Source organism: Mycobacterium sp. OAE908 (assembly GCF_017872775.1).
Lineage (GTDB): Bacteria > Actinomycetota > Actinomycetes > Mycobacteriales > Mycobacteriaceae > Mycobacterium.
In genome coordinates, this window is the sequence record NZ_JAGGJL010000001.1 from 3,044,288 (window position 1) to 3,058,881 (window position 14,594).

The window sequence follows — 14,594 nt, forward strand, 5'->3', positions numbered from 1 at the left end:
CATCAACGCGCACACTCTAGGGTGCCCGCTGGCCGTGGGCACCGATGGAAGGGGCAGATTGCGACAACGCCGCAGTTGTCCCTGCTGTTCGTGTTCACAGCTCTTGTCACGGTGCGGTAACCGTGAAGCGCGGCGAGCCGGGAAGCGTCCGCGTCAAAGGCCGGTACATGTCGTTCCCAGAGGGCGATGACCGATGGTGAGCGCGATCACGTCTGCGATTGTGGTTGCTCTGTCAGTGATAGCTCTCGCCGTATTGCTCAGTGCGCTTCGAAAGTCGACCAAGAGCTCGGCGTGGAACGGCGCCGCGCTCCTCGGAGTCTTGTCGGTTGTGCTGTTCAGCTCTGTGTACCTGGTTCTGACCTATTCCAGTTCTTGGGACCTGGTGACCGAACAGAATCAAGACCTACGCCTCAAACCACAGTGGGGCAACTACTTGATAATGCTCGTGGGGGGCACCCTCGCTGCTGCTTGTACGGTCATCATTTTCCGGGCAGTGCGCCGTAACAAGTTTTCTAACATCTACAATCCTGCAGCAGTGCTGGCCTTGGCGCTATTAGTCGTCTCGGTAACAGCGACATTCCTCAACGGCGACAACCCAATTCGACCCGCAACCGCGCTGATGCTGGCTGTGCTGGCCGCATGCACCGTCGCCCCGCGCGGGCTAGGTGTCCATGTTGGAATCGGCTCCATCTGCGTGATCGCGGCTGTCGCAAGCGGTTTCGCGATTGCCGTGCACAAGGATTTCAGCGTCATGCCGTGCCCCTGGGACAAATGCGGAATTCTGGGCTTCCAATTCCGCGGCATCTTCCAGCACCCCAATACTTTTGCCATATTCCTCACGCTTGCAATGCCCTTCGTGTACATCGGGTTTGCCTCGTGGGAGGGCCCTGTGTTGTCCGCCTACCTGCTCGGCATGGTCCTGCTATCTGGAAGTCGGTCAGCTGCTGTGGCGGCGGTGCTGACGTTTGTCCTACTGATAGCGGTGCGGCCCAGCATCAGGAGGCCTGAATGGGCGCCGAAACGGACGACGCTGCTCTATCTCGTGCTCGGTCTGGTGTTCGTGTCGGGTGTAGCGACGCCGTTCGTGGTCAACGAACCGGACTTCCTCGACGGCCGCGGGCACATCTGGATGTTGGCGAGGGGCGAGGTCATCCACCCGGCCACGTTCTTCCAAGGAATTGGGATGCTCGCCTGGAAGCACGTCGTAGACGCCGGCATGGTGCACATCTCAGCCAGTTACTCGGTACACAACCAATGGCTGCAAGTCCTCTACTCCGCCGGGCTCATCGGGTTCATCCTGTTCGTTGGCGTTCTTGCCCTACTCATCTGGCAGGCCGGACGGACATACTGCCTCGTCATCGGATGCGTACTTCTCCCGGTTTTTCTGCTGGGCGTGAGCGAGAGACCTTGGCCCATCGACACCGCGGACTGGGTGATGTGGGTGGTTCCCGGCGCGCTGCTCTGCTATCCCCGTGGCGAGTCAATCGTCGGGCGGCCAGGTTTGGATACTTCGGACGCCTCGAAAGAGCCGGGGCGCGCCCCGACCCGGGGTCGGCACCGGGCCGGCTAGAAATTGACTAATCAGCCGGAGGTGTGATCGTGAATCTGTCACTGACCCCGGGCTGGAGCCCGGCGACTACGTGCGCGCTGCGTTAATGGGTGACCGTCTCGTCACGCACATTGGTGCATCCCTCGGACCGACCTGAACCCGCCGGTATCCGGCCGCCGCCGGTTTCGGGTGCGATAGATCACTCGGACCCGATAGAGGAGGAGCGCCGCCGGCATAGCTCAAGGATCGGCGGAAGGAAGTCGGCGATCTGATGACCAACCATGGAAAAAAACTCTGAGTTCTGACCAATCGGGTCGAGGACGTCCGGCGCGTCCTGCACGGCCAACTGCGGGCGGAGCGCTGCAAGGTCTGTCACATTTCGTGCGTTGCACTCTGATGCGAGTCGGGAGGCTTCGCTCAGAGTGAAGGTCCTGTGTAGTTGGCGGGGCGCGAGTTCCAATACTGCGTCTCGATGTGCCCTCGTCATGGTGAGAACGAGATCGGCGCCTGACGCTATTCTCGACGTGAGTTGTCGCGCGGCAAAGTTGGATACTTCACCGCCGAGCCTCTCAAGTACGAGCGCCGCGTCGGGGTGAACGGGATGCCCGATCAGCGCGCGGGTCCCAGCGCTGGCTGCTATGAAGTCAGGGATTTGCAGCCGAGCGCCGTACGCGGTCGCAAGTCGTTCCGCCGTAGGCGACCGGCAGATGTTTCCAGTGCAAACAAACAGTACGCGCAGACCACACTCCGGTTTCAACCTCGTGTCGGACGATCCGTGAACTGCAACCAGTATCGGTGTGTTTCTCGGAGATCCGTGGAAACGGGCCGAGAGTTGACGCGCGAATTTGGGGTCTAGCCCGGGGCCTAGGGCGTCGGGCCGCTCGGGTTCGCGCGATTTGCCGTCGAGTCTCAACACTTTCACCGACTCCGTTAATTTGGCAAAGTAGTAGCAATTGGCTGAACTCATCAACCGAGCGGTGCATCCTCGACGCAATCTGCTGGTAGGCGGGGTTATAAGACTCAGGGATAGGGAAACACCCGATTCCCTAGACCCCCCATGGTTAATAAGCTAACGTCTGAACGAGGGGTTGGGGAAGACGCACAGACGCATTGTCGGGAGGTTGCGGAAGGCGCCTGACGGGAACGCCGGCAGGGACTTCCGACGTCTCGGCAGCAATGTCGTTTCGGTACGACACCGGGGGTGGAGGATGCTAGTGGCCCGCTTCGCGCGTGCGCGCGAAGTCGACAGTACGCCGTGTTCAGGCTGGTCGGGCTCCTACATGCCCCCCGCGACCGTCGAGACTTCAACACCACGCAGCGCCGCGGCCGTGGATTCGGACCACGCCGATCCCTGGAGTTGTCGCGCCGGATTCGGCTTGGGGCGCGGATTTAAGGAGAGGTCATGCGGCGACGAGCGGTGTTGACGGGCGGCGCAGGGTTTCTCGGCTCGCATCTAGCGGAAAGCCTGTTAGCACACGACGTCGACGTGATATGCCTCGACAACTTCGTGACTGGTTCGGCCGAGAACGTCGCTCACCTAGAGGGCCGCGAGGGTTTTCGACTGCTCAAATGCGATGTCAGTGACTATATTTCGATCCCTGGACCCGTTGACTACGTGCTGCATTTCGCCTCGCCGGCGTCACCGGTCGACTATGCCGAGCTTCCTATTGAAACGATGAAGGCGGGTTCGCTCGGAACCTTGCACACTCTCGGCTTGGCGAAGGAGAAAGGCGCCCGCTATTTGCTGGCGTCGACGTCGGAGACGTACGGTGACCCACTCGTTCACCCTCAGCCCGAGGGCTACTGGGGCAATGTCAATCCGGTCGGGCCCCGCGCGTGCTACGACGAGGCCAAGCGCTTCGCCGAGGCACTGACCACCTCGTACCGGACGAAGCACGACGTCAACACCGCCATCATGCGGATCTTCAACACGTACGGCCCGCGGATGCGCCCGAACGACGGCCGTGCGATTCCGAACTTCATCAACCAGGCCCTTTCCGGCGCCCCCATCACAGTTCAGGGAGACGGCAGCCAGACGCGGTCGGTGTGCCATGTCAACGATCTGGTCGAAGGGGCGTTAAGCCTGTTGTTCTCCGACCTCGCGGGCCCGGTCAACATCGGTTCTCCACACGAATTGACCATCCTGGAGTTGGCGAATGTCGTCCGCGACCTCACCGGATCCGACTCAGAGCTCGAGTTCATCGAACGCGCCCAAGACGATCCATCGCAGCGCCGGCCCGACATCACCCTCGCACGCACCGAATTGCACTGGGAACCAAAGGTCGAGCTGCGCGACGGTGTGTCGCAGACGATCGCCTGGTTCCGCCATCAGGACGGGTCCATGCCGCAGGCCGGCTCGTCCACACGGCGTCAGGTCCACGTCAAGCCCGAGAGCCCCCGCCAGAAGGTCGCAGTGATCGGCACCGGTTACGTCGGAGCGGTGACCTCGATCTGCTTGGCGTTCCTGGGACACTCCGTATGCGGCCTGGATAGCGACTCGATGCGTGCCGGCCAACTCAACAACGGTCAGGCGACTTTCCACGAGCCGGGGTTGCCGGAGTTGCTGAAGGCTACGTTGTCGACCGGCCGGCTGCGGTTCACCGACGACCCCGCGGAGGCACTGTCCGAAGCGGACTACATCTTCCTCTGCGTCGGAACGCCACCGGGCCCGGACGGAGCGCCGGACCTTTCTCAGCTCGAGTACGCGATCGAATCCCTAGCCCCGTATCTGCGGCCCGACGCGGTGATCGTAAACAAGTCGACAGTGCCGGTCGGTTCGGGAAACTGGACCCGCACGATTCTCGAGGATGTCCTTGAGGGCAACCGAGAGCTCTCGTTCCACGTCGTTTCCAATCCGGAGTTCTTGCGCGAAGGTTGCGCCATCGACGACTTCCTCTACCCGGATAGGATCGTGCTGGGAGGCGCACCTTCGGACATCAGCCGCGTCGCGGAGCTCTACCTGCCGGTACTCGAGCAGTCCTTTGATGGTGGACGGCGAAACCTTCGGCCATCTTTGATCACGACCGAACTCGCGTCTGCGGAAATGATCAAATACGCGGCGAACGCATTTCTGGCGACGAAGATCAGTTTCGCCAACGAGATCGCGCAGATGTGCGAGCTGTTCGGCGCCGACGTCCGCCAGGTGCTTCCCGCCATCGGCGCGGACCACCGTGTTGGGACCGCTTTCCTGAATCCCGGTGTCGGGTGGGGTGGTTCGTGCTTCGGAAAGGATGTCGCGGCGCTGATCGCGACAGGCCAGGAGTATGGTTACACGCCCTCGATGCTGCAGGCGACAGTTGAGATCAACAAGACGCAGCGGGCGCGTGTGGTGCGCAAGCTTCAACGGGAGCTTCGCATGCTGAAAGGCCGCCGGATCGCGCTCCTCGGGCTGACATTCAAGCCTGGGACGGACGATCTGCGCGACGCCCCGGCTCTGGATATAGCTCGGCGGCTACTGGCCGCCGGCGCTGCAGTCTCGGCCTTCGATCCAGTCGTCAAGGGACTGCCCGAAGAGCTTGGGGCGGTACGGATGACGCGCGATGCCTACGACGCCGCCGACCGAGCAGACGCGGTTGTCGTAGTTACAGAATGGCCGGAGTTCCGCGATATCGACCCTGCCAACCTACGCCGAGTGATGCGCGGTGATCTTGTCGTCGACGGCCGAAACTGTCTGCCTCTAGCGAGTTTTGAAGAATCCGGCTTACGGCTTATCGGTTTCGGCTGGTAACGGCGGGACTGGGGATGTGACGATCGAAGCAACACCACCCACTTCGGTTCCTCGTGCTTGGGCCGTCGGACACAGTGGCCAAACGCCGGCGCGAGCAGAGATTGACACCGGGGCTCACCCAATCGCTCCTGAGCTCGGGCGACGATATCGCTATCTCCTTCAGATCTCGGACGCGGCGACGATAACCGCCTCCGCCGTCCTAGGTGCGGTAACGCTCAGTCATATCAGTCCCGTGCGCGCTGGCAACCTCGGCATCCGAGACTCTGTCCTCGTCGCGGTTGCGATGATCGTCGCGTTGCACCTGCGCGGGCTATACCGCCGGCCCGCATCGAGGCTCCGGCCCAGCGAGTGGTGGGGGCCCGGGGTGATCGCGCGTTGCCTGCCAACTGCTGCCCTGCTCGCACTCGCGGTAGACGCGTTCATACTTCGCGGTGGGCGAATGACGCTGACAGCCTCCGTCGCGATGACATTGCCCGCCATTGCGTTGGTTCCTTTTGGACGTCGATTGATCGTCCGGACGTTCGACCCTACCGTCACCCGCATTCTGGTGATCGGAACGGGACCGATCTCGGATCGATTGACTTCGAGATTGCATAGGTGCCCCGATACCCTCGTGGTCGGCCACGTCGACGACAACCCGGCGTCGACCTCCCGCGTCCTCGGCGGGCTCAGCGATCTTCCCGCGATCTGCGCCAGCCATGCGATTGATCGTGTGATTGTTGCCTTTACGAATGCGAGCGACGCCGTTGTCTTCGAAGCTTTACGCAGACTCGAGGGTCAGGTACCGATATCGGAGGTACCACGTTACTTCGAGCTGCACAACTGGCGCACCGAGACTGAGGAGCTGCGCGGTCTCACGCTGATGCACTTGCCCACACCGTCGTTGGCGGCAAGCGAACGAATCATGAAGCGGTTCATGGACGTAGCGCTGGCGACTTGCGCGCTCCTGCTTGCCGCGCCGGTCCTGCTTCTAATTGCGTTGGCGATCAAGCTGGATACACCGGGGCCGGTGTTCTTCCGTCAGGAGCGCATCGGCCGGTCCGGCAAGCCATTCCAGATATTCAAGTTCCGGTCGATGACAGCCGATGCGTGGCAGCAGCGCGCCTTGGTCGCGGGGCTTAACGAAACGGACGGCCCGTTGTTCAAGATGGAAAAGGATCCGAGGGTTACCCGTGTCGGAGCCGTTATCCGCAAGACAAGCATCGACGAACTACCTCAGCTCATCAACGTGGTTCGAGGTGAAATGTCGTTGGTTGGGCCGCGTCCTCTGCCGACAGAGGAGTCGCACCGCATCGATGGCGCGGCGCTGGCTCGCCTTGACGTCAAGCCGGGAATCACCGGACTTTGGCAGGTGTGCGGTCGCAGTGACCTCACATACGCCGATCTTCAGCACCTCGACTCTGCGTACGTCCGGGCATGGTCGCTGATGTGGGATCTGCGGATCATGGCGCAAACACCAAGCGCTGTGTTTGGACAAGGCGGGGCCTATTAATGCTGAGGGGGAATTTGTGAAAAGTTTTGTGGTCGCAGGTTTGAGCAGTCTCGTGAGTGCGTCCATACTGATGCCGATATTCGGCACGGGCGTGGCTTCTGGGGATTCCCAGTATTCTGGCCAGACTTTCGCGAAAGCCTCCGAAGCGGTCAAGAGTAACGGCGGGACGCCGGTCGTTTCGACGACCGTCGGTAGTCAGCTGGCGACCGATGACTGCATGGTGACAAACGCCCACAAGTCCATCACTCTTGATTCGTCAGGAAAGTCCGCGCATAACGGGACGTGGCTATTTGATCTGAACTGCAATCAGATTGTCGCCGGGCCGGGTAAGCCCGGCGCCTCGGCGGCTACTGCTGAGGGTGCGCGCGCAAAGGCAATTCAAAGTCAGATTATGGGCTGGAACCGTAATCCGGAGTATTGTACGGATCCTAAATGGTGTCTAGCAATGTGCGATCAATACGGTGGTTGCGCCGCCGAAACCAAACAATACCTGGCTGGCCAATCCTAAGTGGCGACTGTATCGAGCCTGAGGAAGGCCATTTCAGGCTGTGCTGACTGAGTTGAACTCCACTTGGGCAACTGTGATGTGCAGAAGAGGAATGCCGTTGAAGGCGATTGTGACGCCATGGTTCCTAGATGGATCGGAGCGTGCTCTTGGGCCGGTCTGAGGCGTCCCCAGCGATGCCACTTCACGTATTGGTCGCTTGTCACAATCGTCGAGAACTAACTGTGCACGCAATAACAACCTTCGCAAAAGCCGCAACGGCAGCTGGTGCCGATGCCGACTTCACCGTCTTCGACGACGGTTCGACCGACGGCACCGCGGAGGCGCTTGCCGCGCTCGACCTGCCGCTCACCCGCATCACCGGTGACGGCTCGGCCTTTTGGTCGCGCAGCATGGCGGTGGCAGAGGGGCATGTCCTTCACGCCTACAACGATGATGGCTATGTCGTATGGCTGAACGATGATGTTGAACTCGACGGGGATTTCCTCGACGCTGCGCTTGCGGCGGCCAAGAGCAGTCCCTCAGCGGTTCTTGTGGGCGCGATGCGGGATCCCGACACAGGACACCTAACGTACTCCGGGTTTCGAAGAGGCGGGTTGCACCCGCTCAACTTTGCTTCAGTAGAGCCGAACGGCACACTCCAGTCGATCGAGACCTTCAACGGCAATCTCGTGTTTGTGCCCACGAATGTCGCCCGCGCGTTGGGTGGCATCGACGGCTCGCTGTCGCACTCCGGTGCCGACACCGACTATGGAATGCGGGTCCGCGAACGGGGTTTCGAACTCCTCCTGTTGCCCCGCATTGTCGGCTCCTGCGCGTTCAACCCGGTCCCCCCTGTTGGCCATGTGATGGACGATTGGCGCATGTTTGTCGGTGTGAAGGGCGGTGGCAACTTCAACACAATGAAGCGGATTCTGCAGAAACGGCACCGGCATACTTGGCTGGGGTACATCGTTGTGACGTATTCGCTCTGGTGGGCTCGGCGCCTGGCGCACATGACGTCCCACGCAACAGACGTCCCCGCTCAGAGACGTCGGCGACAGGGGTGACGTCCAGTATGCTCGGCGACTGCTCGCGGATGCCGATGAGCGCATGAAGACTCAGAGGCGGAGTTGCCGCGTGTCAGCTCTTTCGATACAAAACGTCGTCATCGTCGGACAAGGTTATGTGGGCCTTCCGTTGGCCATCGAGACCGCTAGGGCTGGCCACACCGCGACAGGCTTGGATCTCGATCCCCAGGTGGTCGCTCGCCTCTCAAAAGGGATAAGCCATATCGATGACATCAGCGATGACGAAATTCGTGCCGCACTGGACGGGGGTTACCGTGCGTCCACGGAATCTGCAGTGCTGGCTGAAGCGGACGTCATCGTCATCTGCGTTCCGACACCGCTGAGCGCGGACGGCAGCCCTGATATGTCGGCGGTGCAGCACGCCTTGGCGGACGTCGCTCGATTCGCAAAGCCCGGCGTGCTCGTGATTCTCGAATCGACGACATATCCCGGAACCACCGATAATCTCGTACGGCCCGCTCTGGAGGCGTCAGGCCGTCAGATCGATCGAGACTTCTTCCTCGCGTTCTCGCCTGAGCGGATCGATCCCGGCAATCAGCAGTTCACCATTCGTAACACTCCGAAGATCGTCGGCGGAGTCACGCCAGAGTCGACGCGACGTGCCAGCCAGTTCTACCAAGGCTTTGTGGACACCGTGGTGTCGGTCAAGGGCGCTAAAGAGGCTGAGTCAGCGAAGCTCCTCGAGAACACTTATCGGCACGTCAACATCGCACTGGTCAACGAGATGGTGCGCTTCTGCCAGGAACTCGATATCGATCTCTGGGAGGTCATCAGTGCAGCCTCCACGAAGCCGTTCGGCTTCGAGCCGTTTTACCCGGGTCCGGGCGTTGGTGGACACTGCATCCCGATCGATCCCAACTATCTGAGCTACGAGGTCAAACGCCAACTCGACCGGCCGTTCCGTTTCGTCGAACTGGCTCAGGAAATCAACGCGGACATGCCCCATTACGTCGTCGAACGGCTACAAGATGCGCTCAACGACGCAGGCAAGCCAGTGCGGGGTTCTCGCGTCCTCGTTCTGGGGGTCACGTATAAACCGAATATTGCCGATCAGCGAGAGTCACCCGCGAAGCCCATCGCCACTCTGCTCGCGCGCAAGGGAGCAATCCTGATGTTTCATGATCCTCGAGTCAACCATTGGAGTACCGGCGGGCCGCCCATTCCACGTGCCGACGACCTGCTAGCCGCTGTTTCGCAGTCAGACGCGGTTCTTCTCCTCCAGGCGCACCGCGAATACGACGCCGATGAACTCGTGGCACGATCCCAGTTGTTCTTCGACACCCGCGGAGCCACAACCCACCCAGCCGCCATCCGCCTTTAAGGCAGAGCATGAGTTTCCAACACAGGCTACGGCTAGGTCTTCGTCGTGTGGGCATTGACCTGGCACGCTATCCGTCGAGTGATCCGATGTTCACCGTCGTTCTACTTCTGGCGCACTTCGGGATCGATTGCGTCGTCGATGTCGGGGCGAACAGCGGGGGCTTCGCGTCGACAATCCGCAGCCTCGGTTATTCAGGTCGGATCGTATCGCTCGAGCCGTTGTCCGGTCCCTTCGAGCTGCTGGCAGCACGGGCCGCGAAGGACCCCGACTGGGAGGTCTTACGCGTTGCTGCCGGGGATGCGGATTGCGAGATCGAGATCAACGTAGCCGGCAACGCGGGCCATAGCAGTTCGGTCCTTGCGATGCTCGACACCCATGCGGACGCCGCCCCGGAGTCTCGTTACGTCGGAACCGAGATCGTGCCGCAGCGGCGACTGGACGGGCTGCTTCCCAAGTTTGGGATCGGGTCCGCGCAGCCGGCCTTTCTGAAGCTCGATGTCCAGGGTTATGAGGCAGCGGTTCTCGACGGCGCGGTCGAACTCTTCGGCGCAGCGGCGATCAAAGGGCTCCAGATGGAACTTTCACTCGTCCCGCTTTACGCCGGCGCGATCACGTACGCGGAGGGGCTCGATCGGGCCGAACGGCTTGGCATGTCCCTGATGGGTCTTGTGCCTGGATTCTCGGATCCGCATTCGGGGCGGCTCCTGCAAGCGGATGCAGTATTCTTTGCTGAGCCGTCAACGTACGTAGCGTCGTGAGGTCGGTACCAAGGTGGAGCGCAATTCTGACCGGATAACTTCCGTTAGCCGCGGGCCGATGTCGCCGATGAAAACGCACACCATCGCCACGTCTGACAGGCGGCCTGGCCCTTCAACCCATGGCGTGGGCGACTCGACATTTGTATTGCTGCTGTGGCTAATCGCCGCCGCCGCGGTGCTGCCAGGGGCACTTGACCTGCCGTTCCTCCGAGGGGAGGTTGCCACCGCGTCGCGACTTGACTCCCTGGTCGGGCGCGCGACGTTTGCAGCTCTCGGCCTCGTTGCGGCGTTCACCATCCTGTCGAGGATCGCAGGGCCACGGCTTTCGCCGGTCTTCGGTGCGCTTGCCTCGATGTGGGGCGTTCTCTTGCTGGTCTCTTTTTTCGTGGGTGATAGTGACGTCGATCTGGTGCGCTCTTTTGTGCTATTGCTGGTAGCAATTGCGTTGAGCCTGTGCAGAATCGAATTTCCCAGCCTGCTCTGGCACGCGAAGATAATTCTTCGGATCTACCTCGTGCTGTGTCTCGCCACTCTTCTGGTGGCCCCTGCATATGCCTGGTTTCCCTCCACGGGGAGACAATGGCTCGGACTTCCTCAATTCGTGGGCATCGCGTCGCATCCGAATGCGCTGGGGCCGATGGCTGCGCTTGCGTTTCTGCTCGAATTGGCATCCCGAGGGCGGCGATATGTGCGCTGGACGTTCGGGGCGCTATCCTTAGCTGCACTGGTGTCGACCCAATCACGTGCGGGCTGGGCGGCGGGAGTTCTTGTTCTTCTTATTTTCGTGCTGATCCCGGGGGGGCGTATCGGTGCGCATCGCACTTTGCTAATGCTCCAATGCGTGATCGGTGTGGCGCTGGTCTTCTTTTGGGTTGTCTCAGAGCCCGACTCGGGCGACATCACGAATGGGCGGATTCGGCTCTGGAGCGCGATAATTGACGGAGCAGGGCAATGGTGGTTGTTCGGCAATGGCAATGGCGCGTTTAGCGCCACAAACACATCTGCCGACGGGTTAGCTGGTTGGGCCCACGGGCACAATCAGTTCCTGGACTCCTTTTTCACCGGAGGCATTCTCGCATTAGCGCCCTTGGTGGTGTTGGTTGTCGTCTGTGCTGCATGGGCGTCACGGCCTGGGCCGCAGCGACGAATCGCCATCGCGGCGTTCGCTGTTCTGTTCATAGACATGATGATCGAGTCGCCACTACGTCCGGCAATTTTTAGCGGCATGCTCCTCTTGTCGGTGATCGTTCTCGCCATCGTCAGCGCCCATGGCGGACGGCAGAGTGAAACTGTTGTGACCGATAAATCGACTCGTATCGCCGGATCTGTCACGTGAGCGGTGAGTAGTCAAATCGGCTCTTCGACGTAGACCGGGCAATCAGCATGGGTGGGTTGCGGCCCGCTGTTTGCGGATACAGTGGAATCGTATCCGGCGAGCCGAGTTGTCTCTATTTCGGAAGCCGCGGCCGACGCCTTTGATTTTCTCGATGAGCCGGTTATACCCCGAGCTGGGACAGTTTGCTCAGTCCGGGTTCGAAGCCGAGAGTGGTAAGGAGCTTGCGCCAGAGTTCATCGAAGGTGCGCTGCCCTAATCCCGGATCGGTACAGTCATTGATCTCGGAGCTGGGGTGGATGACGAAGAATTTTCGCCACGAATTCGGGATTATTCCGCAGATAGCGTTTCCACAGTCGACGTGGCTCCTTGGCGAACCGGAAGAGCCACTCCAACCCGCGTTGTTGTATCCAGGGCGGAGCCTGGGAGACCAGTCCGGCGTGGAAGTCGAACGCCGCGCCCACCCCGACCATTGCCGGCGCCGCCAAGCGTCCGACGTGTGCTGCCATCCATCGTTCCTGCTTGGGTGTCGACAACCCGACCCATACGATGTCGGCGCCGGAATCATCGATCCGGTGGACAACGTCATCGTCCTCCGCAGGGTTCAGGGGGCGGAATGGCGGGGAAAACGTACCCGCAATCTTGAGACCCGGAAATCTCGCGCGCAATCGGGTCGCCAACAAGTCGCCAACACCCTCATTTCCCCCGTATAGGAAGGAGGACCAGCCTCTGTCGGCGGCACGCTCCAGCACTGTGAGCATAAGATCCGGACCATAAACCCGACTCATCCAGTCGGCACCTGCCCGGCGGCCCGCCCAAACCATCGGCATTCCGTCGGGAACGGTTAGCCCCGAGGCATTGTGGATGGCAAGCAGTTCGGGATCCCGTTGTGATTCCATCACTCCGTGAACACCGGTAACACATACATAGTGCTGCTCACGGCAGTCGATCCAGCGGGTAATCTCGTCGCATGCCATCGCCATGTTAATGGCGCTGATACCAACGCCGAGCACATCCACTCGACGGATACTCGGATTCATTACTTATTGAACTCGGTGGCGACTTGATCGCAGATCCACCGATAGGTCAGCTCAAGTCCATCTCGCAGGCGAGTCGAGGGCTCCCAGCCGAATTCCTTTTGGATCAGGTTATTGTCGCTATTTCGGCCCCGGACACCTTTTGGCGCGTCGAGGTTGTACTCGCGTTTTACAGTGATGCCGGCGATTTGCTCAGCAATATCGACAAGCTCGTTGATGGTGACCATCTCTGAACTGCCGATGTTAATTGGCTCCACAAATTCGCCTCGGGTGAGCAGTATGCTGCCCTTCACGCAATCGTCGGCATGCACTGAATTCTCCGCCGTATCGTGGACTTGGTACCAGTCGTCCACGGAATTCATATCCACCGCACGAACGCTGCGTTCCTCTCCCAAGAGGATGGAACGAGATGTTCCCCGATGAAACCACCGGCTCCGGTTATTACAGCATCGACTGTCGCCATTGTGTATGCACACTCCCCTGATCCCCCGCAGCCCCACAGGGCCTGTGCGTTATTTGTTAATAAAAGACGACCATTTCTGCAGCTCCGGCCCAAAACACGAGCATCTGAAGGTCCCTTGCCCAGCTTAGTTCATGATGCCCAGGGGGAAACCACAAGTCACTGCGCGATAACCCGAACGTCATACGACATACTGGCCGCCGGAATCGGCGGCACACGGGCGGGCCGCAGCTCACGGACCCTCGGTTCGAGGGTCAAGAGCCTCCGGGATTTCCAGGGCGATTTGCTTCCGACTGCACTAGGTACTCCCGGCGCAGCCAGGACTCGTACTCGCTGCCTGCGCAGGCTGCTGTGGATCCGCACACGGCACTGTCGTGCTGCGCGTAGGCATAGAATGCGTACCGCTTCGCCACGAGATCGGCACCAGAGACATTCGCCGGCAAGTCTTGGGTGGGGTAGTCCTGATACCCCAAGAACTCATGTTGTCTTGTGTACTTCTGATGCGCAGCACGAGCGTAGTACGCGCTCGCATGGTGATCGCTGTGGTCGCGGTCTCCGAAGGTCCCGATGTAGTCCTGGACTCTAACGATGTCCGGCTGGATCGCAGCCATGAGCGCCGTCAAGGTGGCGGTTAGGTCCTGGGAAGTGTACGGCTGCGACCCGTCAACCGGATGCATGGTGCTGATCTGGGTTGTCCAGAGTTTCTGCAGGCTTTCCTCCCCGTAGCGGTGGAAGCCCGATCCGTCGAGATTGCCGTCCGGCAACCGGATAAACAGCTGCCGGACGTCGGGCGCACCTGACAGCGTGTAGGTCACGATGTCGTGGCCAGCAGCGTTCGTGACGCCCTCGATCCACTTGTCCGGGACGCCAGCCATATACGCGTACGCAGAGTTGACCGCGGCCTCACGCCCCGTCCAGTAAGCCTGTTCCTGACCGTCGTCGCCCGCCGTGACGTAGACCGTGGTAACCACGCTGTCACGCGATTGCATGTCGTGCAGGAGGCTGGGGCTCTGGAACAGCAGAGTGTCGTCTTCGTGCGCGACAATATACAGCTGCACACTTGGGCGAGACGGGCTGAGCTGGGAAACACACGCCGCGCAGAAGACGATCAGGGTAACGACCGTGGCGCACCCCCGGCGCGGCCGGAAACTTCGCGCATCCTTGAGCATTGCCGCCTGCCTTCGGCCGACTTCGACTCGCCGTGGAAGCCATCTCTGGACCGGGTGGATGATCCATCCAAAACGTGATCGGGATGGCCTTAGCCTTCTAGGAAACCAAGTGGACGTTCTTGCTGGTGGTGCAGAAAGTATACGGTTTCGCATATCGGTCGATTGATATCTGG

Annotated in this window: 12 protein-coding genes; 8 read left to right on the top strand and 4 right to left on the bottom strand. The window is 60.7% G+C overall.

Going from position 1 to position 14,594, the window contains the following annotated elements; translation table 11 throughout:
- Positions 1-193 precede the first annotated feature (193 nt).
- Entirely contained in the window at positions 194-1,570 is a 1,377-nt protein-coding gene (locus J3E61_RS14995) for an O-antigen ligase family protein (RefSeq protein WP_210084084.1), read from the top strand.
- A 178-nt stretch (positions 1,571-1,748) separates the two neighbouring features.
- Here the strand turns inward: J3E61_RS14995 and J3E61_RS15000 are convergent, their stop codons facing one another.
- Positions 1,749-2,516, bottom strand: coding sequence for a hypothetical protein (locus tag J3E61_RS15000; RefSeq protein WP_210084085.1), 768 nt, complete (start codon positions 2,514-2,516; stop codon positions 1,749-1,751).
- Between the two features lie 435 nt (positions 2,517-2,951).
- On the opposite strand from J3E61_RS15000, the gene J3E61_RS15005 reads away from it, so the two are divergent.
- The 7 genes from J3E61_RS15005 to J3E61_RS15035 all read left to right on the top strand — a co-directional run bounded on the left by J3E61_RS15005 (position 2,952) and on the right by J3E61_RS15035 (position 11,758).
- A complete protein-coding gene (locus tag J3E61_RS15005) occupies positions 2,952-5,276 on the top strand; it encodes a nucleotide sugar dehydrogenase (RefSeq protein WP_210084086.1) in 2,325 nt (774 codons plus the stop codon).
- A gap of 121 nt (positions 5,277-5,397) precedes the next feature.
- A complete protein-coding gene (locus tag J3E61_RS15010; protein WP_210085572.1) occupies positions 5,398-6,768 on the top strand; it encodes an exopolysaccharide biosynthesis polyprenyl glycosylphosphotransferase in 1,371 nt (456 codons plus the stop codon).
- A gap of 16 nt (positions 6,769-6,784) precedes the next feature.
- Positions 6,785-7,276 (top strand): hypothetical protein, encoded by a 492-nt coding sequence (locus J3E61_RS15015; protein ID WP_210084087.1) that lies wholly within the window; start codon positions 6,785-6,787, stop codon positions 7,274-7,276.
- 188 nt (positions 7,277-7,464) lie between these two features.
- The gene (locus tag J3E61_RS15020; protein WP_210084088.1) at positions 7,465-8,322 is read left to right on the top strand and encodes a glycosyltransferase family 2 protein; all 858 of its coding nucleotides are present in this window, start codon (positions 7,465-7,467) and stop codon (positions 8,320-8,322) included.
- Between the two features lie 70 nt (positions 8,323-8,392).
- Positions 8,393-9,664, top strand: coding sequence for a nucleotide sugar dehydrogenase (locus tag J3E61_RS15025; protein WP_210084089.1), 1,272 nt, complete (start codon positions 8,393-8,395; stop codon positions 9,662-9,664).
- Between the two features lie 47 nt (positions 9,665-9,711).
- Entirely contained in the window at positions 9,712-10,422 is a 711-nt protein-coding gene (locus J3E61_RS15030; RefSeq protein WP_210084090.1) for an FkbM family methyltransferase, read from the top strand.
- 124 nt (positions 10,423-10,546) lie between these two features.
- A complete protein-coding gene (locus J3E61_RS15035; RefSeq protein WP_210084091.1) occupies positions 10,547-11,758 on the top strand; it encodes a hypothetical protein in 1,212 nt (403 codons plus the stop codon).
- A 272-nt stretch (positions 11,759-12,030) separates the two neighbouring features.
- Here J3E61_RS15035 and J3E61_RS15040 read toward each other — a convergent pair whose 3' ends face one another.
- The 3 genes from J3E61_RS15040 to J3E61_RS15050 form a co-directional block, all read right to left on the bottom strand.
- A complete protein-coding gene (locus tag J3E61_RS15040) occupies positions 12,031-12,774 on the bottom strand; it encodes a WecB/TagA/CpsF family glycosyltransferase (RefSeq protein WP_210084092.1) in 744 nt (247 codons plus the stop codon).
- Positions 12,775-12,794: 20 nt separating this feature from the next.
- Positions 12,795-13,145 (bottom strand): hypothetical protein, encoded by a 351-nt coding sequence (locus J3E61_RS15045; RefSeq protein ID WP_210084093.1) that lies wholly within the window; start codon positions 13,143-13,145, stop codon positions 12,795-12,797.
- A gap of 361 nt (positions 13,146-13,506) precedes the next feature.
- Positions 13,507-14,421, bottom strand: coding sequence for a PIG-L family deacetylase (locus J3E61_RS15050; RefSeq protein ID WP_210084094.1), 915 nt, complete (start codon positions 14,419-14,421; stop codon positions 13,507-13,509).
- Positions 14,422-14,594: the final 173 nt, after the last annotated feature.